The 22,270-nt window shown below is 72.7% G+C and carries 19 protein-coding genes; 15 read left to right on the top strand and 4 right to left on the bottom strand.

The features are described from left to right. Nucleotides 1-128 precede the first annotated feature (128 nt). The gene (locus ACSBPG_RS05750) at nucleotides 129-1,124 is read left to right on the top strand and encodes a LysR family transcriptional regulator (protein WP_435536166.1); all 996 of its coding nucleotides are present in this window, start codon (nucleotides 129-131) and stop codon (nucleotides 1,122-1,124) included. Here the strand turns inward: ACSBPG_RS05750 and ACSBPG_RS05745 are convergent. Together ACSBPG_RS05745 and ACSBPG_RS05740 are read right to left on the bottom strand one after the other, a co-directional pair. Next, the gene (locus ACSBPG_RS05745) at nucleotides 1,085-2,827 is read right to left on the bottom strand and encodes a thiamine pyrophosphate-binding protein (protein ID WP_435536165.1); all 1,743 of its coding nucleotides are present in this window, start codon (nucleotides 2,825-2,827) and stop codon (nucleotides 1,085-1,087) included. The two genes, ACSBPG_RS05750 and ACSBPG_RS05745, sit on opposite strands and share 40 nt — an antisense overlap. Nucleotides 2,828-2,837: 10 nt before the next feature. Next, a complete protein-coding gene (locus ACSBPG_RS05740; RefSeq protein WP_435536164.1) occupies nucleotides 2,838-4,292 on the bottom strand; it encodes an aldehyde dehydrogenase family protein in 1,455 nt (484 codons plus the stop codon). A 283-nt stretch (nucleotides 4,293-4,575) separates the two neighbouring features. Here ACSBPG_RS05740 and ACSBPG_RS05735 point away from each other — a divergent pair, with 283 nt between their 5' ends. From ACSBPG_RS05735 to ACSBPG_RS05705, 7 genes are all read left to right on the top strand, one after another. Further along, a complete protein-coding gene (locus ACSBPG_RS05735; RefSeq protein WP_435536163.1) occupies nucleotides 4,576-5,541 on the top strand; it encodes a TAXI family TRAP transporter solute-binding subunit in 966 nt (321 codons plus the stop codon). A gap of 46 nt (nucleotides 5,542-5,587) precedes the next feature. After that, nucleotides 5,588-7,528 carry a TRAP transporter permease gene (locus tag ACSBPG_RS05730; RefSeq protein ID WP_435536162.1) on the top strand — a complete coding sequence of 647 codons (1,941 nt, stop codon included), beginning with the start codon at nucleotides 5,588-5,590 and terminating at the stop codon, nucleotides 7,526-7,528. Continuing rightward, the gene (locus ACSBPG_RS05725; RefSeq protein WP_435536161.1) at nucleotides 7,506-8,294 is read left to right on the top strand and encodes an IclR family transcriptional regulator; all 789 of its coding nucleotides are present in this window, start codon (nucleotides 7,506-7,508) and stop codon (nucleotides 8,292-8,294) included. Before ACSBPG_RS05730 ends, ACSBPG_RS05725 begins: the two co-directional genes overlap by 23 nt. 89 nt (nucleotides 8,295-8,383) lie before the next feature. Further along, the gene (locus ACSBPG_RS05720) at nucleotides 8,384-9,487 is read left to right on the top strand and encodes a mandelate racemase/muconate lactonizing enzyme family protein (RefSeq protein ID WP_435536160.1); all 1,104 of its coding nucleotides are present in this window, start codon (nucleotides 8,384-8,386) and stop codon (nucleotides 9,485-9,487) included. Further along, complete coding sequence (locus ACSBPG_RS05715; RefSeq protein WP_435536159.1) at nucleotides 9,484-11,016, top strand: acyl-CoA synthetase; 1,533 nt, start codon at nucleotides 9,484-9,486, stop codon at nucleotides 11,014-11,016. Before ACSBPG_RS05720 ends, ACSBPG_RS05715 begins: the two co-directional genes overlap by 4 nt. A gap of 11 nt (nucleotides 11,017-11,027) precedes the next feature. Then, nucleotides 11,028-11,858 (top strand): p-hydroxycinnamoyl CoA hydratase/lyase, encoded by an 831-nt coding sequence (locus tag ACSBPG_RS05710; RefSeq protein ID WP_435536158.1) that lies wholly within the window; start codon nucleotides 11,028-11,030, stop codon nucleotides 11,856-11,858. Further along, a complete protein-coding gene (locus ACSBPG_RS05705; RefSeq protein WP_435536157.1) occupies nucleotides 11,851-12,327 on the top strand; it encodes a MaoC/PaaZ C-terminal domain-containing protein in 477 nt (158 codons plus the stop codon). The genes ACSBPG_RS05710 and ACSBPG_RS05705 overlap by 8 nt, the downstream gene beginning before the upstream one ends. Before the next feature lie 46 nt (nucleotides 12,328-12,373). On the opposite strand, the gene ACSBPG_RS05700 is transcribed toward ACSBPG_RS05705, so the two are convergent. Continuing rightward, nucleotides 12,374-13,075 (bottom strand): GntR family transcriptional regulator, encoded by a 702-nt coding sequence (locus tag ACSBPG_RS05700; RefSeq protein WP_435536156.1) that lies wholly within the window; start codon nucleotides 13,073-13,075, stop codon nucleotides 12,374-12,376. Nucleotides 13,076-13,218: 143 nt separating this feature from the next. On the opposite strand from ACSBPG_RS05700, the gene ACSBPG_RS05695 reads away from it, so the two are divergent. The 6 genes from ACSBPG_RS05695 to ACSBPG_RS05670 all read left to right on the top strand — a co-directional run bounded on the left by ACSBPG_RS05695 (nucleotide 13,219) and on the right by ACSBPG_RS05670 (nucleotide 19,656). Next, complete coding sequence (locus ACSBPG_RS05695) at nucleotides 13,219-14,040, top strand: ABC transporter permease (protein ID WP_435536155.1); 822 nt, start codon at nucleotides 13,219-13,221, stop codon at nucleotides 14,038-14,040. Between the two features lie 53 nt (nucleotides 14,041-14,093). Then, the gene (locus ACSBPG_RS05690; protein WP_435536154.1) at nucleotides 14,094-15,098 is read left to right on the top strand and encodes an ABC transporter substrate-binding protein; all 1,005 of its coding nucleotides are present in this window, start codon (nucleotides 14,094-14,096) and stop codon (nucleotides 15,096-15,098) included. A 115-nt stretch (nucleotides 15,099-15,213) separates the two neighbouring features. After that, the gene (locus ACSBPG_RS05685; RefSeq protein ID WP_435536153.1) at nucleotides 15,214-15,984 is read left to right on the top strand and encodes an ABC transporter ATP-binding protein; all 771 of its coding nucleotides are present in this window, start codon (nucleotides 15,214-15,216) and stop codon (nucleotides 15,982-15,984) included. A gap of 29 nt (nucleotides 15,985-16,013) precedes the next feature. After that, on the top strand, nucleotides 16,014-16,853 hold the full coding sequence (locus ACSBPG_RS05680) for an alpha/beta hydrolase (RefSeq protein ID WP_435536152.1): 840 nt from the start codon (nucleotides 16,014-16,016) through the stop codon (nucleotides 16,851-16,853). Then, nucleotides 16,850-17,824 (top strand): ornithine cyclodeaminase family protein, encoded by a 975-nt coding sequence (locus ACSBPG_RS05675; protein WP_435536151.1) that lies wholly within the window; start codon nucleotides 16,850-16,852, stop codon nucleotides 17,822-17,824. Before ACSBPG_RS05680 ends, ACSBPG_RS05675 begins: the two co-directional genes overlap by 4 nt. 137 nt (nucleotides 17,825-17,961) lie before the next feature. After that, nucleotides 17,962-19,656 (top strand): methyl-accepting chemotaxis protein, encoded by a 1,695-nt coding sequence (locus ACSBPG_RS05670; protein WP_435536150.1) that lies wholly within the window; start codon nucleotides 17,962-17,964, stop codon nucleotides 19,654-19,656. A 77-nt stretch (nucleotides 19,657-19,733) separates the two neighbouring features. Here the strand turns inward: ACSBPG_RS05670 and ACSBPG_RS05665 are convergent, their stop codons facing one another. Further along, nucleotides 19,734-20,996, bottom strand: a complete 1,263-nt coding sequence (locus tag ACSBPG_RS05665) for an MFS transporter (protein ID WP_435536149.1) — start codon at nucleotides 20,994-20,996, stop codon at nucleotides 19,734-19,736. A 227-nt stretch (nucleotides 20,997-21,223) separates the two neighbouring features. Between ACSBPG_RS05665 and cyoA the strand changes: the two genes are divergently transcribed. Further along, nucleotides 21,224-22,258, top strand: a complete 1,035-nt coding sequence (cyoA, locus tag ACSBPG_RS05660; protein WP_435536148.1) for a ubiquinol oxidase subunit II — start codon at nucleotides 21,224-21,226, stop codon at nucleotides 22,256-22,258. The last annotated feature ends 12 nt before the right edge of the window (nucleotides 22,259-22,270 follow it).

Below are 22,270 nucleotides of genomic sequence, written 5' to 3'. Positions count from 1 at the left end.
TGGCGGCCATCGTCGATCGCCCCCGCCGCGCCGGCCCCGCCCGTTCCGTTCTGCGGAAAGGGTAAATTGTCTAATTCCAGATTATCCAATATATAAACTGCATGCACCTATAGCCTGGACCCTATGACATGCGCTCCGTCGTCTCGCAGATCTCCATCCACAAGCTCGAGGTGTTCTGCCTCGCCGCCGAGCTGAACAGCCTGTCGCGCGCGGCCGAGCGGCTGGGCATCGCCCAGCCGGTCGTCTCGGCGCACATCAAGGCGCTGTCCGACAAGCTCGGCGCGCCGCTCACCGCCCGCAACGGACGGCGCATCACGCTGACCGAGGAGGGCCGGCGGGTCTACCGCTGGGCGCGCGAGATGGTGAGCCGCACCCGCGAGCTCGAACGCGAGATGGCGGAGAGCCAGCGCGGCGTCGTCGGCAAGGCGACGGTCGGCGCGTCGATGACGATCGGCTCCTACGTCCTGCCCGGGCCGATCAGCGCCTTCCGGCGCCGCGTCCCGAAGGGCGAGATCTCGGTGCGGATCACCTCGCCGATGCTGGCGACCGAGGCGATCCACGCCGGCGACTGCGACTTCGCCTTCACCATCCTCGATCCCCGCCACGAGACGGCGGGGCTGGTGGTCGAGCCGGTCGTCGACGAGCGGCTCATCCTCGTCGCCGCCGACCCCGGGCCGGCGGGGAACGGCAGCCTCGACCGCGAGGGGTTCGCCGCCCTGCCCTTCGTCACCGCCCAGACCGGCACGCCGCGGCGGGAGATCGAGGAGGCCGCCCTGGCCCGCTTCGGCGTCCGGCGGAGCCGCATCGAGATGGAGTTCGGCCACGCCGAGGCCATCAAGCAGGCGGTCCGCGCGGGCGCCGGCGTCGCCTTCCTGTTCCGCTCCTCGGTGCGGGACGAGCTGGCCGCGGGAGCGCTGACGGAGATCGCGACGCCGGGCATCGAGCTGCTGGTGCCGGTCTACCAGGTGCGCCGGCGGGGCAAGAAGCTGTCGCGCTTCCAGGTCGCCCTGATGCGGCACCTCGCCCAGGCGCTGCGCGATCAGGCCCCCGCCGATCAGGCCCCCACCGATCAGGCCCCCACCGATCAGGCCTTGCGCAGCGCCGCGGCCATCGAGGGGGCGTAGCCCTTCGCCGTCTCCACCTCCAGCACCGCGGTGCCGCCGCCGGCGACGACGTCGCGCGCCTGCGCCAGCGCCTCGCGCAGGGCGGCGGCGCCGCTGAGCAGCCCGGGGCTCCAGGCGCCGAAGCCGCGGGCGACGGCGCTGACGTCGACCGGCGGCCGGTCGATGGCGATGCCGACGGTCTTGTTCTCGGGCGGCCGGCCGCGGTGCCGGGCGACCGTCTCCTGGTGGACCTCGTCGTTGTAGAACGAGCGGTTGTTGAGGACGACGACCAGCAGCGGCACCCCGGCGGCGACGCCGGTCCACAGCGCCGACGCGTTCATCAGGAAGTCGCCGTCGCCGAGCACGGCGAGCGGCAGGAGGCCGGAGCCGGCGTCGCGCAGCGCCAGCGCCGCGCCGACCGCCATGCCGCAGCCCGAACCGATGCCGCCGCCGCCGTCGTAGCCGAGCGCGCCCAGGGGGTGGGTCGACGGCCAGTCGGCGCCGGTCCAGCTCAGCGGCGCGCGGATGAGGCAGGTGGCGGCGGGGTCGATGGCGCGGCGGACGACCGCCGCGACGTCCTGCGGCGAGAGCGCGGCGCCCTCCGCCACCTCGGCCGGCGGCGCCGGGTCCGGCACCGCCGCGGCGGGCCCGGCGCCCAGCGCCTCGGCCAGCGCGGCGACGACGGCGTCGGGTTCGTTGAGGAACGCCACGTCCGCCGGATAGGGGGCGCCGCCGTCCTTCGACCAGCCGCGGTGGGCGTGGCTGTCGAGCGAGGCGGAGACGATCCGCGCCGGCACCGGGCCGGCGTCGAACACCGAGCGCAGGGTGCCGCCGAAGTCGAGCCAGTCGAAGTTCAGGATGACGTCCGCCGCGGCGATCGCCGCCTTGGCCTCGGCGTCGGGGAAGTAGCCGGCGCGTCCGGCGGTGGCGGGATGGGCGGTCGGGAAGGTGGCGCCGGTCTTGAAGTCGGTGATCACCCTGGCGCCCAGGCGCTCGACCAGGGCGACGCGGCGCGCCCAGTCGGCGGGGTCGCGCGACATCCGCCCCATCAGGGCGACGACGGAGCGGGCGCCGTCGAGCAGGCGCACCGCCCGCGCCACCAACTCGGCCGAGGGCGCCGGGGAGGGCGGCGCGCCGCGGCGCGCGATGTCCGGGTCGGGCAGCGCCGTCGCCAGCCGCTCCTCCTGCAGGGCCGCGTCGATGTTGACGTAGACCGGTCCGCGCGGCGCCGTGCCGGCGATCGCCGCACCCTGGATCAGGGCGTCGCGGGCGGCGGCGACGCTACCCGGCTGGTCGTCCCACTTGACGAAGTCCCGCACCAGGGCGCCCTGGTCCTGGGCGGTGTGGATCCACTCGATCCACGGCCGCCGCCGCGCCGCGTCGAGCGGCCCGGTGGCGCCGACGACGACCATCGGCACGCGGTCGCAGAAGGCGTTGAAGATGCCCATCGAGCCGTGCATCAGCCCGACGTTGGAATGGAGGGCGACCGCCATCGGCCGGCCGGTGACCTTGGCCCAGCCGTGGGCGATCGCCACCGCGGCCTCCTCATGGATGCACAGCAGGATCTCCGGGTCGCCGCCGGTGAGGTTCACCAGGCTGTCGTGGAGCCCGCGGTAGCTGGCGCCGGGATTGAGCGCGATGTAGCGCAGCCCGAGGTCGCGGAGCGTTTCGGCGACGACGTCCGAGCCCCATTCGGCGGGGGCGTTGTGCGGGGTCTGGTTCATCGTTCGTCCGTCACAGCATGATGTTGATGGTCTTGGCTTCGGTGTAGCTGTAGAGCTCCTCGCGGCCCTCCTCGCGGCCGACCCCGCTCGACCCCATGCCGCCGAACGGCACGCCGAGGAAGTGCTGGCTGGAGCCGTTCACCCAGAGATGGCCGGAGCGCACCCGGCGCGCCATGCGCAGCGCCTGGGTGATGTCGTTCGTCCAGATCGCCCCGGTCAGGCCGTACTCGGTGGAGTTCGCCATGGCGACCGCCTCCTCGACGTCGCGCCAGCGGCCGACCGCGAGCACCGGGCCGAACACCTCCTGCTGCCACAGGCGCAGGTTCGGCGTGACGTCGGCGTAGACCGTCGGGGCGACCCAGTAGCCGCGCTGGAACGCCGCGCCCTCGGGCCGGCCGCCGCCCAGCATGCGCCGCGCGCCGTCGGCGTCGGCGTTGGCGCAGTGGGCGAGGATGCGGTTCATGTGGGCCTCGGAGTTGACCGGGCCGACGTCGGTGTCCTCGCTCAGCGGGTCGCCCAGCCGGAGCGCCGCCACCCGCTCGACCAGCGCCTTCAGCACGCGGTCGTGGATGTCCTCGTGCAGCAGCAGGCGCGACAGCGACCCGCAGGACTGGCCCTGCCAGGAGAAGTTCATCCCCTGCACCGCCGCCGCGGCGACCCGGTCGGGGTCGCAGTCGGGGAAGACGATCATCGGGTTCTTGCCGCCGAGCTCCAGGGTGACGTGCTTGACCGCCACCTCGGCCGCCGCCCGCTGGATCGCCCGGCCGGTGACCGGCGAGCCGATGAAGGCGATGCGCTTGATGCGGGGATGGCGGACGATGGCGTCGCCGGCCCCGGGGCCGTCGCCGGTGACGATGTTGAAGACGCCCGGCGGCAGCGCGTCGCGGGCGATCTCGGCCAGGATCATCGACGACAGCGGCGAGGTCTCCGGCGGCTTCACGATCACCGCGTTGCCGGCGGCCAGCGCCGCGGCGGTGCGGGCGACCGCGAACATGACGGGGTGGTTGAAGGGGGCGATGCGGGCGACCACGCCGTAGGGCTCGTGCACGGTCAGGTGCAGGTGGTCCCGGGTCGCCGGGATCGTCTCGCCGCGCAGGTCGGGGGCGAGCCCGGCGTAGTAGCGCAGCGATTCCACCGCGGTCGGCACGTCGATGACGCGCATCGGCCGGATCGTGTTGCCGGTGTCGGTCACCTCGACCCGCAGGATCTCGTCGGCGCGGGCGGCGACGGCGTCGGCGAAGCGGTTCATCGCCGCCGCCCGCTGCATCGGCGTCAGCGCCGCCCACTCCGGCCAGGCGGCCTCGGCGGCGGCGACGGCGCGGTCGACGTCGGCGGCGGTGCCCGCCGGCACCCGGCCGATCGGCTCGCCGGTCGCCGGGTTGACGGAAACCGACCATTCGCCGCCGAGGCTCTCCACCAGTTCGCCGCCGATGAGCATCCGTTCGGCTTCGGTGACCCGTTCCATGTCTCGCTCCTCCCGTTGGTCGGTCAGCACCGGGATGGCCCGTCGCGGTACCCATCGTCAAATATATAAATCCGCATCACGGATAGCTCGTGCGCTATGAAGTCCGTCCCGCCCCGCGCCCGCCGGCCGTCCCACAACCCATCACGTATGTGATGCATCGTGTGTCCAACAATCGATCGCTGGACCCGGACGGGCCCTTTCAACGACCCTGTCGCGGTCGGCCTTCGGGCCCCGGCGCCGTCCGTCGGCCGCCGGCGCCCGCGCGGTGGATAGGGAGGAGACCATGAAAAGAACGCTGTGCGCGCTCGCGCTCGCCGCCTGTCTCGGCGCCGCCCCGGCGGCCCCGGCGGCGGCGGCGGTCCGGCAGATCACCATCGGCACCAACCCCGCCGGCACCATCGCCAACGTCGTCGGCGCGGGCGTCGCCAAGCTGCTGCAGGAGAAGCTCGGCATCCGCTCGGCGGTGGAGCCGCACGGCGGAACCTCCTCCTACCTGCCGCTGCTCGACTCCGGCGAGCTGACGCTCGGCGTCTTCATCGGCGTCGACCTCGGCCTCGCCGCCCGGGGCGAAGCGCCCTACTCCGCCCCGGCGCGGAACATCCGGCCGGTCGCGCGGATGATGCGCCTCGACTACGGCTACGTCGCGCGCACGGATTCCGGCCTGACCTCGGTCGCCGACCTGAAGGGCAAGCGGGTGGTCGTCGGCATCAAGTCGAACATCGTGCTGGAGAAGGTGAACGAGGCGGCCCTGGCGACGGCCGGGCTGACGCGGGCCGACGTCCAGACCGTCAGCGCCGGCGGGCTGGAACAGGGCCTCGCCGACGTCGTGGAGGGCCGGGCCGACGCCTCCGCCCTGGCGCTCGGCATCCCCATCCTGCGCGAGGCCCACGCATCGGTGCCGGGCGGCATGACGGTGCTGGCGCTCGGCGAGCGGGCGACCGACGCGGTCGTCGACGCCATCGCCGCCGGCGCGCGGATCGGCCGCACCGTGCCCTCGCCGACCAACGTCGGCGTCGGCGCGCCGATGCCGTCCATGGCCCTGGAGCTGTACCTGGTCGCCGGCCCCACCGTCGACGAGGAGACCGGCTACCGGATCGCCCGGACCATCCACGAGAACTGGGACAGGCTGCAGGCGGAGGTGCCGGCCCTGAAGCGGTTCGCCCGGGAGGACCTGGCGACCAAGACCTCGCCCGTGCCCTACGCCGACGGCGCGGCGCGGTTCTACGCCGAAGTCGGCGCCGGCCAGTAGCCGCGCCCGTCTGGACAGGCCGCCACGGCCCCGGGGACCGATCCCGATGACCACCGCCACCCTTCTCTACCGCCTCACCACCGGCCTGCTGCCGCTCGTCGGGCTGGCCTTCGTCTTCTCGGTGCCGAACCGGATCGGCTGGCCGGTGGTTATGGAGGAGTATCTCGGCGCCATGCTCGGCCTGGCCACCTGCGCCGTGCTGCTGCGCCACCCCGTGCGCGCCAAGGCCGGGTGGGCCGACGTCGCCCTCGGCCTGGCGTCGCTCGCCCTGTGGCTCTACATGGCGGCGCGCTACGAGGACTGGATCGTCGACGCCGCCAACCGGCCGTTCTCGAAATGGGGCGCCGCGGCGGCGGCGATCGCCCTGCTGCTGTGGGCGACCTGGCGGAGCTGCGGCAGGTCCATCGCCATCCTCTTCGCCGGCTTCATCCTCTACGGCGTCTTCGGCCATCTCATCCCGGGCCCGCTGCAGGCCTTCCACCAGCCGCCGGAGAAGCTCGCCATCTATCTCTTCGCGGATTCCAACGGCATCCCGGGCTCGGTGCTGCGCGTCATCTGCACGGTGGTGCTGGTCTTCGTGATCTTCGGCCAGCTCCTCGACAGCTCGGGCGCGTCGAAGGCGCTGACCGACCTCTCCATGTCCCTGCTCGGCGGGCGCCGCGGCGGGCCGGCGAAGGTGGCGATCCTCGCCTCGGCCGCGTTCGGCTCGATCAACGGCACCACCGTCGGCAACATCATCTCCACCGGCGTGGTGACGATCCCGCTGATGAAGCGCAACGGCTTCCGGCCCGAGCAGGCGGGCGCCATCGAGGCGGTGGCCTCCAACGGCGGGCAGCTGGCGCCGCCCATCATGGGCACCACGGCGTTCCTGATCGCCGACTTCCTGCAGATCGACTACGCCGCCGTGGTGGTGGCGGCGCTCATCCCGGCGATCCTCTACTTCCTCGGGCTCTACCTGCAGGTGGACGCCATCGCGCTGCGGCGCGGGCTGCACGGGCTGAAGCGGTCGGAGCTGCCGGCGCTCGGCCCGGTGGCGCGCGCCGGCTGGATCCATCTCGTGCCCATCGCGCTGCTGGTGTGGCTGATGATCGGCCGCGGCTACCAGCCGACGACCGCCGGGATCTACGCCTCGCTGGCCCTCCTCGCCCTGACCCTGGCCCGCGTCCGCCGCGCGCCCGGCCTGCGGCAGATCGCCGACGCCCTGTCGGGCAGCGGCGAGAGCCTGCTCACCCTGGTCGTCATCGGCGGCGGGGCCGGCATCGCCATCGGCGTGCTGACCCTGTCGGGCCTCGGCTTCCAGCTCGCCGCCGCGCTCGCCGCGCTGACGCAGGAGGCCGGGCTGTTCGCCACCCTGGTGGTGACGGCGGTGGTGTGCATCATCCTCGGCATGGGGATGCCGACCTCGGCGGTCTACATCGTGCTGTCGATCATCCTGGCGCCGTCGATCGTCGAGGCCGGCGTCGATCCCCTGGCCGCCCACCTCTTCCTGTTCTACTTCGGCATGCTGTCGATGGTGACGCCGCCGGTGGCGGTCGCCAGCTACGTCGCCGCCTCGATGGCGCAGGCGTCGATGTGGGCGACCAGCGTGACCGCGTTGCGCCTGTCGGCGGTCGGCTTCTTCGTGCCCTTCCTGTGGGTCTTCAACCCGGCGCTCATCGCGCACGGCACCTGGGGCGAGATCGCCCTGGCGGTCGCCTCGGTCACCGCCGGGACGCTGCTGATCGCGCTGGCCCTGTCGAAGCTGGGCACGACGGCGGCGGGGCACCTGGCGGCCGGCCTGCCGCTCGGCCTGGCCGGCCTCGGCGTCGGCACGGCGACCCTCTGGCTGGGGCCCGACGCCCCGTCGGCCGGCGTCGTCGCCCTCGCCGGCTTCGCCCTGGCGTGGTACATCCGGGGCCTGATGCTCAGGCGCCACGGCGCCGCGCCGGGCCTCGCCACCGACCGCCGACCGGGAGAGCGGACCGATGCCCGCCATTCCGCCCTATGAGGCCCGCTCCGGGATCAAGTCCGCCGAGCGGGCGCTGCGGGTCTTCGAGGTCTTCTACGAGCGGCGCTGCCCGCTGAAGGTGACCGAGATCGCCCGCGCGCTGGAGATGCCGCAGTCCTCGACGTCGCTGCTGCTGAAGGCGCTGGCCGACCAGGGCTACCTGATCTACCACGCCGAGACGCGCCGCTACTTCCCCTCGGTCCGCCTGTCGATGATCAGCGGCTGGATCGCCGACACCCGGTTCCCCGACTCCGGCGTCTACCGGCAGATGCTGGAGCTGTCGGAGCGCTTCGGGCAGACCGTGGCGCTGTGCGTGCGCAAGGACCTCTGTTACGAGACCCTGTCGGTCGTCCCGGCGCGGACCGACCTGCGCTACGAGATGAAGCCGCGCGAGCTGCGGCCGCTGTCGCGCACGACCATCGGCCACCTCCTGCTGTCGGCCCACGACGACGGCTATGTCGGGCGCCTGCTGCGGCGGACCAACAGCCTGGAAACCGACCGCGGCCGGCAGGTGGTGGTCGAGGAGGCGCTGGCGTCGATCCGCCACTGGCGGGCGACGGGCCTGGCCCGTTCCGAGAGCCACGCCGTCGAGGGGGTGAGCGTGCTGGCGGTGCTGCTGCCGCAGCCGCGGGTCGAGGAGAACCTCGCCCTGGCGCTGGTCGGGCCGATCGAGCAGCTGCGCCGCGTCGCCGACGACGCGGCGGCGGCGCTCCTGGCGGCGCGCGACCGCCTCTGCCCGGCCGCCGCCACGCAATCACGTATGTGATGGATGGGCGCGGCCGGCGACGGCCGCGAGCCAACCCCGGCCGAGGCGGGTAGGATGCGGACGACACGGCTGAGGGATGCCAACGGACCATGGAACGGCCGATCGGACGAACCGGTGCTGCGGTGCGCGAGGTCGCGCTTCACCGCTACGCGCTCCCCTACCGCCGCCCGGTGCGCTGGCAGGGCGGCGTCGAGGACCACGCGGAATTCCTGCTGCTGCGCCTGACCGACGAGGACGGCCGCGAGGGGGTGGCCGAGGTCGTCGCCAAGCCGACCTGGAACGGCTTCGACGGCGCGACCATGGCGCTCGCGTTCGAGCGGCTCGTCCTGCCGACCCTGTCCCTCGCCGCCGGGGAGCGCGCCGCCGCGCTGTCGCGGCTGGTCGAGATGCACGCCCCGAAGGCGCTGCTCGAGAACGCCCTGGCCGACCTGGCGTCGGCCGGCACGCGCCCGCCGGTGCCGGTGTCGCTGACGCTGACCCGCGCCAGCCCGGCGGCCATGGCGGCGGAGGCCGCCGAGCGGGTGGGCCGGCACGGCTTCACGGTGCTGAAGGTCAAGGGCGGCCAGGGAACCGAGACCGACATGACGGCGGTCGAGGCGGTGCGCCGGGCCGCCGGGGGCGAGGTCGCGGTCTACGTCGACGTGAACGGCGTCCTGCCCTACGACGAGGCGGCCGACTACCTGCGCGCGATGGCCGGGCTCGGCGTCCTCGCCGTGGAGGATCCCTACAACCTGAAGCCCGATCCCCGGCTGACGGCGCTCCAGGCCGGCGCCGACCTCCCCGTCATCGCCGACTTCGCGCTGGACGGGGTCTCCGCGGCCGCCGCCTTCCTCGCCCTCGGCGTGCGCGGGCTGAGCGTCAAGGTCTCGCGCTTCGGCATGCGCAAGGCGCTCGAGATTGGCCGGCTGGCCGCCCGGGCGGGGGCGCTGACGGTGGCCGGCCTGTTCGGCGAGAGCCAGGCCGGCGCGGTCCACGTCCTCGACCTCCACGCCGCCCTGCCGGCGGACCGGATCGGCCTGCCGGCCGAGGCGACCGCCTTCCTGCTGATGGCCGAGCACGTCCTGAAGGAGCCGCTCGCCCTGGCGGACGGGCGGCTGACCGTGCCGCCCGGCAACCTCGCGGCGATGATCGACTGGACGCGCGCGGCGCGCTTCGCGGTGGCGCCGGCGCAGCGCTGGACGGTCCCGGCATGACGACGCTCGCCGAGATCCACGCCCGCGGCGCCCGCTGCTTCCCGGACCATCCGGCCCTCGTCTGGGACGGCGGCGCGCTGACGTTCCGGGCGCTCCACCGGCGCCTATCCGGGCTGGCCGGCCGCCTGCTGGCGGGCGGCGCGGCGCCCGGCGACCGGGTGGCGGTGCTGGCGAAGAACGGCCCGGTGCAGGTCACCGCCTTCGGCGCCTGCGAGGCGTCCGGCCTGGTCGGCGTCGCCGTCAACTGGCGCCTCGCCCCGCCGGAGGTCGCCCACGTCCTCGCCGACAGCGGCGCCTCCTGCCTCGTCTTCGAGCCGGAGTTCGCGGCGACCGTCGCGGCGGTCCGCCACCGCCTGCCCGGCGGCCTGCGCCTGATCTGCCCGGCCGGCGGCCCCGACTGGGCCGAGCCGCTGGAGCCGCTCCTCGAACCGGCGCCGCCGCCGCCGCCGCCCGCCCCCGCGGACCTCGCCTACCTGATCTACACCTCCGGGACCACCGGCCGGCCCAAGGGGGTGATGCTCGACCACGCCAGCCAGGTGGCGCTCGCCGAGGAGGTGGTGACGGCCGGCGGCGTGCGCCAGGACGACAGCGTCCTGCTGGCGATGCCGCTCTTCCACATCGGCGCCAAGTCGAAGCAGCTCGGCTACGCGCTGGCGGGGGCGACCTGCCACCTGCTCCGCCAGTTCGATCCCCGCCAGGCGCTGGACCTGATCGCCGCGCGCCGGATCACCGGCACCCATCTCGCCCCGATCATGGTGCAGATGATGCTCGACGAGCAGGCGGCGCGGCCGGTGGACCTGTCCTCGCTGCGGGCCGTCTACTACGCCTCGGCGCCCATGCCGGTGCCGGTCCTGCGGCGCGCCCTCGCCGCCTTCGGCCCGGTGCTCGTCCAGTTCTACGGCATGACCGAGACCGGCGTGTCGACCGTGCTGCAGGCCCACCAGCACGTGCTCGATGGACCGCCGCACCGGGTGGCCCGGCTGGCGTCGGCGGGGCAGCCGACGTTCCGCTCGCGCGTCCGCATCGTCGGCGCCGACGGCCGCGACGCGCCGCCGGGAACGCCCGGCGAGGTCTGGCTGTCCGGCCCGACGACGATGCGCGGCTACTGGCGGCGGCCCGAGGCGACGGCGGAGACGCTGGTCGACGGCTGGGTGCGTTCGGGCGACGTCGGGCGCCTCGACGACGAGCAGTTCCTGACCATCGTCGACCGCATGAAGGACGTGATCATCAGCGGCGGCGAGAACGTCTATCCGCGCGAGGTGGAGGAGGCGCTGCTCGCCCATCCCGCGGTGGACCAGGCGGCGGTCGTCGGCGCGCCCGACCCGCGCTGGGGCGAGGCGGTCGTCGCCTTCGTCGTGCCGCGCCCGGGCGGTGCGGCCGAGGAGGAGCTGATCGCGTTCTGCCGCACGCGCATCGCCAGCTACAAGAAGCCGCGGCGCGTCCGCATGGTCGCCGAGCTGCCGCGGCTGGCCAACGGCAAGGTGGACAAGACGGCGCTCCGGGCCTCGCTCCGGCCCGCCGCCGATTGACGGAGAACGACATGACCGAGACCTACGAGACGCTGCTGGTGGACATCGCCGGCAAGGTGGCGACCGTCACCTTCAACCGGCCCGAGAAGCGCAACGCGATGAGCCCGCAGCTCCACGCCGACGCCGTCGCCGTTCTCGAACGGCTGCGCTGGGATCCGGAGGTGAACGTCGTCGTGTTCACCGGCGCCGGCAGCGCGTTCTGCGCCGGCATGGACCTCAAGCAGTACTTCATCGAGACCAGGGACGACGCCACCGCCTTCGAGCGCGTCTACCGCGACGCCGTGGAATGGCGCGGCCGCACCCTGCGCTACTATCCCAAGGTCACCATCGCCATGGTCAACGGCGACTGCTTCGGCGGCGCCTTCTCGATCGTCGAGGGCTGCGACCTCGCCTTCGCCGCCGACGAGGCGCGGTTCGGCCTGTCGGAGATCAACTTCAAGCTCTTCCCCGGCGGCTCCGTCTCGAAGACGCTGGCGAACCTGCTGAGCCCGCGCGACGCCCTGTTCTACGCGCTGACCGGCCGTCCCTTCGACGGCCGCGAGGCGGCGCGCATCGGCTTCGTCAACGCCGCGGTGCCGGCGGCGGAGCTGACCGCCCACGTGATGGGCATCGCCGCGGAGATCGCCGCCAAGGACCCGGCGGCGGCGCGGGCGACCAAGGACGGCTTCCGCCTCGCCCTGGAGATGAGCTGGGAAGCGTCGATGGACTACTGCCTGGCCAAGCAGGACCAGCTGACCCACCGCCAGAAGGGCGGCTGGCAGGACCAGGGGATCGGCGACTTCCTCGGCAAGCAGTACAAGCCGGGTCTCGGCGGCCACGAGCGGATCGGCGGGAATGGCTGAGGCCGGCCTCCCGAGCTTCGCCGCGCTGGCGCCCGGCCGGCGCTTCGAGAGCCCGGCCCGCACGGTGACCGAGACCGACCTGGCGATGAGCGCCATGCTCTCCGGCGACTGGTCGGCGATCCACGCCGACGCGCCGTTCGCCGCCGGCACGCCGGCCGGCCGCACCGTGCTGCACGGGTCCTTCGGGGTGATGCTGGCCCTGGGGTTCGCGGCCCGGGTGCTGCGCCTGCGCGAACCGGTGCTGGCGCTCCTCGGGCTGAAGGAGTGGCGCTTCGCGGCGCCGCTCGTCCCCGGCGACACCGTGCGCCTGGAGGTCGAGGTCGTGTCGACCCGGGTGACCGGGTCGGGCGACCGCGGCGTCCTCGAATCCCGGCTGACGCTGCGCCGCCAGGACGGCGCCGTCGTGCAGGAGGGGCTGCATGCGCTGCTGCTCGGGCTCGCCGCGGCGCCGGCTCCGCCGCCGGGGTGAGCGCCGGGCGCGGCGGCGGTGCCGGGGGCGGCGCGCTCCGGCCGCGTCAGGGGGCGCGGCGCCGTCCGTGCGGCGGGGCCGCCTTCGCCAGGGACAGCATGGTCACCCGCGCCGCGTTGGCGATGTGCTCGTCGTAGGCCTGGCGCGTCCGCACGGCGTCGCGGGCGCACAGCGCCTCGTAGATGGCGCGGATCTCCCGGATGGTGTTGGGGAGGCGGCCGGGCTCGGCCAGGGACACGCCGCGCAGCAGCTGGATGCGGTTGTGCATCGCCTTGAGGATCTGCGCCATCGTCGGGTTGCCGCAGCCGGCGATCAGCACGTCGTAGAACGTCGTCTTCGCCGCCTGGATGCGCGACGGCACCCCTTCGTCGGCCGCCGCCTCGAAGGCGTCCATGGCGTCGGCCAGCTCCCGCCACTGGGCCTCGCTCGCGTGGGTGACGAACTCGGCCGCCGCCAGGCTCTCCAGCGCCCCGCGCACCTGGTAGATCTGCCGGACGTCCTCGGCCGAGAGGGTCACGACCTCCAGGCCGCGCTGCGGGACGTTGCGCACCAGCCCCTCGGCCTCCAATTGACGCAACGCCTCGCGCAGGATCGGCCGGCTCACCTGCAGCGCCTCGCACAGCTCGCGCTCGACCAGACGTTCTCCCGGGGAATAGCGCCCGTCGCCGATCGCGGCGCGCAGCAGGTCGATCACCTGCTGGCGCAGCGGCGCCGCGACCCGGACGATGCTCAATGATGGACTTGGCATAAAATTTCCCAATCTGTCAGACAGTATGATGAGCTGCTTGCATCAGCATACCACTTCCGTTTAGGCTGTACACCAACGGCCGCCGGAGAACCCGGCCACGCCATCCGGCCGATCATCCATCATCTCGCACACAGGAGGCAGGCGTGCAGCGGAGTGCACAGGCGAGCACGTTGTCGAAGAGCACCGAAAGTCCGGCCTCCGAGCCCGGCCCCGGCCGGCAGAAGCGGCGCGAACGGCTTCTCCAGGTCGGCACGCTCGTCGTCCTGCTCGCCGTCTGGGAATTCGCCGCGCGCGACGCCAACAAGCTGCTCGTCGCGCTGCCCAGCGACATCGCCGTGGCCACCTGGGAGCTGCTGCTCAGCGGCGAGCTGGTGTGGGCCACCGTCGACAGCATGTCGACCTTCGTCCTCGGCTTCGCGATCGCATCGGTCCTGGGGATCGTCATCGGCTTCGCCATGGGCACGAACCGGACGCTCGAGGTGATCCTCGATCCCTACATCAACGCCCTCTACGCCATGCCCCTGGTCGCCCTGATCCCGATCCTCATGCTGTGGGTCGGCATCGGCTTCCTGGCCAAGATCACGATCATCGTCCTGTTCGCCGTGTTCCCCGTCATCATCAACACGGTCACCGGCGTCAAGAACGTCGACCAGCACTACCTGGACATCGGCAAGGCCTTCATGGCCTCGCGGGCGATGGTGTACCGCAAGATCATCGCCCCCTACGCCCTGCCCTTCGTGGCGAGCGGCCTGCGCATCGCGCTCGGCCGCGGCATCATCGCCATGATCGTCGCCGAGTTCCTCACCTCCATCTCCGGGCTGGGCGGCCTCATCATCAACTACACCAACGCCTTCGAGACGGCCAAGGCGTTCGCGCCCGTCCTGGTCGTCGCCCTGCTCGCCAACGCCCTCACCCTGCTCGTCCAGAAGGTCGAGGAGCGGTTCGGCGGCTGGCGCCGCCGTTGAGCGGCCCCGCACCGGTCACACCCATCACGACGTCACTAGAAGGAAGAGGGATCATGAACATGGTTTCCCGGTCGCTCAAGGCTGTCCTGCTGGCGGGCGCCTTTACCGCCGCCCTGAGCTCCGCCGCGCTCGCCGCCGACGCGCTGAAGATCGGCATGCCGGCCAAGATGTTCCTGAACCTGGTCGAGTTCGTCGCCCAGGACAAAGGCTTCTACGAGAAGAACGGGCTGTCGGTCGAGCTGGTGCACATCGCCGACAGCTCGATCCCCGTGCGCTCGCTGATCGCCGGCGAGCTTGACCTCAGCCAGGCCGGCATGTCGGAGTCCCTGGCGGCGATCGACAAGGGCGCCGAGCTGAAGACGATCGGCGGCGTCCACACCGGCCTGCACTACGCGTTCTACGTGAACGCCGGATCCGGCATCAAGGGCGTCACCGACCTGCCGGGCAAGAAGGTCGGCATCTCCTCGCCGGGGTCGCTGCCCCACGTCGTGATCACCGCGCTGATGCGGCAGGCCGGCATGAGCGAGGACCAGATCAAGTCGGTGCAGTGGGTCTCCCTCAAGGGATCGTCGGCCCGCATCAACGGCATCCTGTCCGGCACCATCGACGCCACCGTGTCGGGCTACGACCCCAAGGCGGCGCACGACGAGAACGCCGAGATCCTGTTCGTCGTCTCCAAGAAGCTGCCCGACTACGTGATGACGCCGTGGGACGTCCGCAGCGAGACCATCGCCGACAAGCGCGACGTCCTCAAGCGCTTCGTCAAGGCCGAGCTGGAGGCGACGCGCTGGATCTTCGACAACGAGAAGGACGCGCTCGACGTCGCGAAGAAGCACTTCTCCTACAACGACGACCAGCTGACCGAGTTCTACGAGTTCTACAAGGAAGGCGGCATCTGGAACCCGAACGGTCTGGTGACCGCGGAGCAGGCCAAGTACATGCAGGAGCTGAACGTCGAAGGCAAGCTGCAGAAGGCCGTGCACCCGGCGGACCAGGTGCTCGACACGAGCATCGTCCAGGACGTCCTGGCCGAGATCGGTCAGTACAAGCAGCCGTAACCTCGTCGGGGCCGGCCCGTGCGGCCGGCCCGCCCGCCAAGCCGGGTTTCCCGACGCCGCCCGCCCGCCGGCCGGCTCGGAGACCCTGCGACCCTGCCCAGGTGGATGCCGTTCCATGCCAAAGCTCTCCGTGCGCGACCTCACCAAGCGTTTCCCGGTGTCCGACGGGCCGTCCATGCTGGCGCTCGACGGCGTCGACCTGGACGTCGAGGAGGGCGAGTTCGTCGCCTTCGTGGGGCCGAGCGGATGCGGCAAGACCACGTTGCTGCGCATCATCCAGGGCCTGGAGACGGCGACCAGCGGGCAGATCCTGATCGACGGCACGCCGGTGCGCGGGCCGGGCCACGACCGCGGCTTCGTGTTCCAGCAGTACGGCCTGCTCCCCTGGCTCACCGCCACCCAGAACATCGGCTTCGCCCTCGAGGCGAAGGGGGTGCCGGCGCGCCGGCACGGCGAGATCGCCGAACGGGTGCTGGGCACCGTCGGGCTGGCGGGGTTCGGCGACCGCTACCCGCACCAGCTCTCGGGCGGCATGCAGCAGCGGGTCGGGATCGCGCGCTCGCTGGCGATCGAGCCGGACATCATGCTGCTGGACGAGCCGTTCGGCGCGCTCGACGCGCTGACCCGCGAGATCCTGCAGAACGAGATGCTCGCGCTGACCGAGCGCATGGGCAAGACGATCCTGTTCGTCACCCACAGCGTCGACGAGGCGGTCTGCCTGGCCGACCGGGTGGTGGTCATGTCGCCGCGCCCCGGGCGCATCCGCGAGATCGTGCCCATCGACATCCCGCGGCCGCGCGCCAGCCTCGGCGAGGATCTGCGCGACACGCCGGAGTACTCGGCCAAGCGCCACCTCTTGTGGAACCAGTTGATGGAACTGGTCTGATCCCTTTCCCAGAACGATGGAGGCCCGTCGTGTCAGTCGTCCGTGACGATCACGAGTGGCAGTACAACCCGCGCGAGTCCGTGCCCGACTTCGCGCGCTACGCCGAGCGCGCCGGCGAGCTGAGCCGCGCCGCCCGGGAGCGTCGCGCCGGGCGCTACGACATCGCCTACGGCGACACCGGGCTCTCGACCCTGGACGTGTTCCCCGCCGCCGCCGCCGACTCCCCCGTCCACGTGTTCCTCCACGGCGGCTACTGGCGGGGCCGGGACAAGGCCGACTACAGCTACGTCGCCGACGCGCTGGTGCCGCGCGGCGTCACGACCGTCGTCATGAACTACGACCTGTGTCCCGGCGCCGCGCTGCCGGACATCGTCGCGCGGACGCGGGGCGGGCTGCGCTGGGTGCAGCGGCACGCGGCGGAGCTGGGCGGGGACCCCGGGCGGGTGACCGCGTCGGGCCATTCCGCCGGCGCCCATCTGCTCGCCATGGCCTTGGCGGCGGAGGCCGGAGCGTCGCCGGCGCCGATCCGCGGCGCCGTCCTGATCAGCGGCATCTACGAGCTGGAGCCGGTGCTGGGGATCACCGTCAACGACGAGATCCGGCTGCGCCCGGAGATGGTGGACGGGCTGAGCCCGATGCGGCACCCGCCGGACCCCGCCGTCCCGCTGGAGGTCGTCGTCGGCGCCGCCGAGACGCCGGCCTGGGTCGGGCAGTCGCGCGACTTCGCGGCGCTCTGCCGGTCGCGGGGGACGGCCTGCGGCTATCACGAGATCGCCGGGCACGACCATTTCTCCATCATGACGCTGATGGAGACGCCCGACGGGCCGCTGTCGCGGCTGGTCCTGGCGCTGGCGGGTGCCGCCGCATGATCGTCATCGACGAGGCGGCCGCCCGCCGCCTGGTGTCGCCGCGCGACGCGATCGACGCCATGGATCTCGCCCTGCGCGAGGTCGCCCAGGACCGCGCCAGCAACTACCCGGTGGTCCGCGAGCGTCTGCTGCCCGGCCCCGACGTCTACGGCATCAAGTCGGGCGCCGATCTCGCCATCGGCCTGCTGGGGCTCAAGATCGGCGGCTACTGGACGGGCAACCGCCGGCGCGGCCTCGCCAACCATCAGTCGACCACGGTGCTGACCGACCCGGAGACCGGCTGCCCCTCGGCGCTGGTCAGCTCCAACTACCTGACCGGCGTGCGCACGGCCGCCGCCTGCGCCATCGGCATCCGCGAACTGGCCCGTCCGGACGCCCGGGTGCTGGCGGTCGTCGGCACCGGCGGACAGGCGCGCTTCCACGTCGACGCGGCGCTGCTCGTGCGCGACTTCGACCGCGTCCTGGTGGCGAACCGCGACCGCGAGCGCGCCCTGGCGTTCGCCCGCCAGTTCGACGGCGCGGCGGCGATCGAGGTCGTCGGCGTCGAGGAGGCGGCCCGCCGCGCCGACGCGCTGATCACCTTGACGACGGCGCGGCAGCCGGTCGTCCGCGCCGCCTGGGTGCGCCCGGGCACGCACGTCTGCGCCATGGGCGCCGACACCGCCGGCAAGCAGGAACTCGAGGCGGAGCTGATGCTGAGCGCCTCGGTCTGGGTCGACGACTGGACCCAGGCCTCCACCATCGGCGAGTGCCAGCACGCGGCCAAGCGGGGACTGACCCGCGAGCGCATCCGCGGCACCCTGTGCGACGTGCTCGACGGCAAGGCGGCCGGCCGCACCGGCGACGACGAGATCACCGTGTTCGATTCCACCGGGATGGCGATCCAGGACCTCGCCATCGCCGCCTGGGCGGTCCGGGCGGCCGAATCCGCCGGGGACGGCGCCGCCCACCGTGTCGACCTCGCGCGTTAGCGCGGGATCGCTCCGGGTGGAATCGCCTGGAGCGATCCCGCTCGAAATTTGAATGTCTGGAGCGGGATTCACGCTTTCGGCCGGATCGGCCGAAAGCGGTCTCGCTCTTGGGCGCGGCAATCCGGTCGGAGGCTTCCATGCAACTGAAGAATGTGCGCATCGCCGGGAAGATCCTCGGCATCGTCATGATCCTCGGCGCCGTGTCGGTGCTGATCGCCCTGGTGGGCGGCTACGGCCTGTCGATGCTCGGGGCCGAGCTGGGGCGGGTCGAGCACGCCGGCCGGGAATCGGCCCAGGGCGCGCGGCTCAACCGCTATCTGGTCGAGCTGAGCCGCGCCGAGTACCAGCTGGGCGCCGACCCGACCGAGGTGGAGACCATCGCCGCGGTGATCGCCACCCGCACGGCGGAGATCCGCGAGCACCTGGACCGCGCCCGGGACAGCGCCGACGGCGACCAGCGGGCGATGCTGGAGGAGATCGAGCGGGGCTACGGCGCCTACGCCCAGTTCGTCGACAAGACCGTCGAAGCGGCCAAGCAGCACGCCGACCGCGGCGCCACCCTCGCCCGGCGCTCGGTGCTGACCAACGTCGCCGGCAGCCAGGAGCTGGTGGAGACGCTGATCGCGGCGGTCCAGCGGTACAACGAGTACACGATGGACAAGACGGCGCGGATCTCCGCTGAGGCCTCGGCCGCGGGAACCCGGCTGACGTGGCTGACCGGGGGCGTGGCCCTGCTCGGCATCCTCGCCAGCGTGGCGATCGGGCGCACGTTGTCCGCCCGCGGGATCGTCACCCCGATCGCCCAGACGGTGGCCTGCCTGCGCCGTCTCGCCGACGGCGACCTGTCGGTGGACATCGCCGGCGCCGACCGCAGGGACGAGGTCGGCGACATCGCGCGGGCCATGGCGGTGTTCAAGGAGAGCGCCCTCGACCGCCGGCGCATCCAGGCCGAGCAGGAGGCCGACGCGCAGCGCCGGCTGGCCCGCGCCGAGACGGTCGGCGCGGTGGTCCGCCGCTTCAACCACGAGGTCGGCGAGGCGCTGCGCGCCATGGGCACCGCCTCGGCGGCGCTTGAGGAGACCGCCCATTCCCTCTCCACCTCGGCCGAGCACGCGTCGGGACAGGTCGCCGTCGTCGACGGCGCCGTGGAGCGGACCGCCGCGAACGTGCAGACGGTCGCCTCGGCGACCGAGGAGCTGACCTCGACCGTCCGGGAGGTGTCGCGGCAGATCAACGAGGCGCGCGACTGCGCCGACGAGGCGTCGCGCCAGGCCGAGCGGGCACAGGGCGAGGTCCGGGTGCTGACCGAGGCCGGCCAGCGGATCGACGAGGTGGTCGACCTCATCGCCTCCATCGCCAGCCAGACCAACCTGCTCGCCCTGAACGCGACGATCGAGGCGGCGCGGGCCGGCGAGGCCGGCAAGGGCTTCGCCGTGGTGGCGTCCGAGGTCAAGCAGCTCGCCACCCAGACCGCCCGGGCGACCGACGAGATCCGCGGCCAGGTCGGCGCCATGCAGGAGACGATCGGCGGGGCGGTCACCGCCATCCAGTCGATCGCGACGGTGAACCACCGCCTGAACGAGATGGCGGCCATGGTGGCCGCCGCCGTCGAGCAGCAGGGGGCGGCCACCGCCGAGATCGGCCGCAGCGCCGGCCAGGCCGCGCAGGACACGGCCGACGTGACCGGCAGCATTCCCGGCCTCCGCGACGCCGCCCGGTCGACGTCCACGGGGTCCGCCCAGGTCCTGCAGTCGGCGCGGCAGGTGGCGGAGCGGACCCAGGCCCTGAAGGACAGCATCGACGCCTTCGTCGCCGACGTGCAGGCGGCGTAGGCGCGCCGTTCCGGCGCCCGGGCGGTGCGGCCGCCCGGGCCTTGCCGTCGCGCCCCCGCGGCCGCCGAGGGGGATGCCTACGCCAGCCGCTTGTTGAGCAGCAGGGCGACCAGGGTGCCGAGCGCGCCCGACAGGAGGTAGCCGCCCGACGAGACCAGCCCCAGGTTGCTCGACAGGACCAGCGCCACCAGCGGCGCGAAGCCGGCGCCGAACAGCCAGGCGAGGTCGGAGGTCAGGGCCGAGCCGGTGTAGCGGTGGCGCCGCGAGAAGCTGGAGGCGACGGCGCCCGACGACTGGCCGAAGGACAGGCCCAGCAGCACGAAGCCGAGGATCATGAAGACCGCCTCGCCGACCGGGCCGGCGTCGAGCAGCTCGGGCGCGAAGCCGCTGAACACGGCGATCGCCGCGGCCGAGCCGGCGAGCAGGGTGCGCCGGCCGATGCGGTCGGCGATCAGGCCGGACGCCACGATCGCGGCGATGCCGAAGACGGCGGCGACCGCCTCGATCACCAGGAAGGACACCGGGTCCTCCGGGGTGAACAGGAAGATCCACGACAGCGGGAACACCGTCACCATGTGGAACAGCGCGAAGCTGGCCAGGGGCGCGAAGGCGCCCACCACGATCTTCATGCCGTCGGCGCGCAGCGTCTCGACCACCGGCGCCGGCTGCAGCTCGCGGCTCTCGAACAGCCGGGTGAACTCCGGCGTCACGACGATGCGCAGCCGGGCGAACAGGGCGACGACGTTGATGGCGAAGGCCACGAAGAACGGATAGCGCCAGCCCCAGCCGAAGAAGTCCTCCGCCGGCAGGTTGCCGGCGAAGTAGGCGAACAGGCCGCTCGCCATGATCAGGCCGATAGGGGCGCCGAGCTGCGGGATCATCGCGTACCAGCCGCGCCGGTGCTCGGGCGCGTTGAGCGCCAGCAGCGAGGCCAGCCCGTCCCAGGTGCCGCCCAGCGCCAGCCCCTGGCCGATGCGGAACAGCGCCAGCAGCCAGGCCGAGGTGGCGCCGATCCGCTCGTGCCCCGGCAGGAAGGCCAGCGCCACCGTCGACGTCCCCAGGAGGAACAGGGCGATGGTCAGCTTGGCGCCGCGCCCGTGGGCGCGGTCGATCGCCATGAAGAGCACGCTGCCGATCGGCCGCGCCACGAAGGCCAGGGCGAAGATGGCGAAGGACCACAGGGTCCCGGTCAGCGGGTCGGCGTAGGGGAACACCAGCTTCGGGAAGACGATCACCGAAGCGATGGCGTAGACGAAGAAGTCGAAGAATTCGGAAGTCCGGCCGATGATGACGCCGATGGCGATCTCGCCCGGGTTGACCCCGTGATGGCGAGCGTTCACCAGCCTCGCGTCGCGTTCGGCCGCCGCAGTCGATAGCCCCATGATCTCCGCACCGGTTGGGCAGTTTCCGTGTCGAGCGAGCGCCGACGCCGCGGGCAGCCGCGCCGGCCGCCCCACATGTGTCGCGCACACGCCGCCGGCGGCATTGGACAAATTGTCCAATGTCCTCGCCGCGGTGCGGTGACTAGCTCTTGGCGCAAAGCAATCCCCCGCTGACAGGTCCTGCCTTGAGCCGTTATCGCGTCCTTGCCGTGCTGCCCCTGATGGCGGCGCTGAGTGGCTGCAACCTCGTCGTCCTGAACCCCTCCGGCGATGTGGCGAGCCAGCAGGCCGACCTCGTGGTCATCTCCACCCTGCTGATGCTGCTCATCATCGTGCCGGTCATGGCGCTCACCGTGCTGTTCGCATGGCGCTACCGGAAGTCCAATACCACGGCCCGCTACGAGCCGGACTGGGACCATTCGACGCAGCTCGAGCTGGTCATCTGGGCGGCACCCCTGCTCATCATCATCTGCCTCGGCGCGCTGACGTGGATGGCGACCCACCTCCTCGACCCCTACCGGCCGATCGACCGCATCGCCGCCGACCGCCCGGTGCCCGCCGGCACCCGCGCGCTCGACGTGCAGGTGGTGGCGCTCGACTGGAAGTGGCTGTTCATCTACCCCGAGTACGGCATCGCCTCGGTCAACGAGATGGCGGCGCCGGTCGACCGGCCGCTCCGCTTCAGCATCACCGCGTCGACGATGATGAACTCCTTCTACGTCCCGGCGCTGGCCGGCCAGATCTACGCCATGGCCGGCATGGAGACCAAGCTGCACGCCGTCATCAACGCGCCCGGCACCTACAAGGGCTTCTCCGCCAACTACAGCGGCGCCGGCTTCTCGCACATGCGCTTCGACTTCCACGGCCTCGACGACGCCGGCTTCGACCGCTGGGTCGCCTCCGTCAAGGCGGACGGCGGCGCGCTCGACCGCGCCACCTACCGGCAGCTCGAGCGGCCCAGCGAGAACGATCCGGTGCGCCACTACGCCAGCGTCGACCCCGACCTCTTCAAGGCCGTCGTCGCCATGTGCGTCGACCCGGCCAAGCCCTGCGCCGACGCCATGCACGGCGGCGGCACCCACCATGAGGCCGGGCACGGGGCCGGGCACGAGCCGGCGCCGGCGCGCGCCGCCGAGCCGGCGCCCCACGCCCACCCCGCCTTCACGCCGACCGGCGCGCCGACGGCCCTTCCGGCCGGCCCCCGGCCGTCCAACTCCTGATCCGGCAAACCG

This window comes from Azospirillum sp. ST 5-10 (genome assembly GCF_051225715.1).
Classification (GTDB): domain Bacteria; phylum Pseudomonadota; class Alphaproteobacteria; order Azospirillales; family Azospirillaceae; genus Azospirillum.
Note: the sequence above shows the minus strand (reverse complement) of the source record. Positions and strands in the feature narration are given on the sequence as shown.

Bases quoted from the DNA above. Each gene is read 5' to 3' on its own strand.
- ACSBPG_RS05750 (WP_435536166.1), top strand. From the start codon at position 129: ATGCGCTCCGTCGTCTCGCAGATCTCCATCCACAAGCTCGAGGTGTTC.
- ACSBPG_RS05745 (WP_435536165.1), bottom strand. From the start codon at position 2,827: ATGAACCAGACCCCGCACAACGCCCCCGCCGAATGGGGCTCGGACGTC.
- ACSBPG_RS05740 (WP_435536164.1), bottom strand. From the start codon at position 4,292: ATGGAACGGGTCACCGAAGCCGAACGGATGCTCATCGGCGGCGAACTG.
- ACSBPG_RS05735 (WP_435536163.1), top strand. From the start codon at position 4,576: ATGAAAAGAACGCTGTGCGCGCTCGCGCTCGCCGCCTGTCTCGGCGCC.
- ACSBPG_RS05730 (WP_435536162.1), top strand. From the start codon at position 5,588: ATGACCACCGCCACCCTTCTCTACCGCCTCACCACCGGCCTGCTGCCG.
- ACSBPG_RS05725 (WP_435536161.1), top strand. From the start codon at position 7,506: ATGCCCGCCATTCCGCCCTATGAGGCCCGCTCCGGGATCAAGTCCGCC.
- ACSBPG_RS05720 (WP_435536160.1), top strand. From the start codon at position 8,384: ATGGAACGGCCGATCGGACGAACCGGTGCTGCGGTGCGCGAGGTCGCG.
- ACSBPG_RS05715 (WP_435536159.1), top strand. From the start codon at position 9,484: ATGACGACGCTCGCCGAGATCCACGCCCGCGGCGCCCGCTGCTTCCCG.
- ACSBPG_RS05710 (WP_435536158.1), top strand. From the start codon at position 11,028: ATGACCGAGACCTACGAGACGCTGCTGGTGGACATCGCCGGCAAGGTG.
- ACSBPG_RS05705 (WP_435536157.1), top strand. From the start codon at position 11,851: ATGGCTGAGGCCGGCCTCCCGAGCTTCGCCGCGCTGGCGCCCGGCCGG.
- ACSBPG_RS05700 (WP_435536156.1), bottom strand. From the start codon at position 13,075: ATGCCAAGTCCATCATTGAGCATCGTCCGGGTCGCGGCGCCGCTGCGC.
- ACSBPG_RS05690 (WP_435536154.1), top strand. From the start codon at position 14,094: ATGAACATGGTTTCCCGGTCGCTCAAGGCTGTCCTGCTGGCGGGCGCC.
- ACSBPG_RS05685 (WP_435536153.1), top strand. From the start codon at position 15,214: ATGCCAAAGCTCTCCGTGCGCGACCTCACCAAGCGTTTCCCGGTGTCC.
- ACSBPG_RS05675 (WP_435536151.1), top strand. From the start codon at position 16,850: ATGATCGTCATCGACGAGGCGGCCGCCCGCCGCCTGGTGTCGCCGCGC.
- ACSBPG_RS05670 (WP_435536150.1), top strand. From the start codon at position 17,962: ATGCAACTGAAGAATGTGCGCATCGCCGGGAAGATCCTCGGCATCGTC.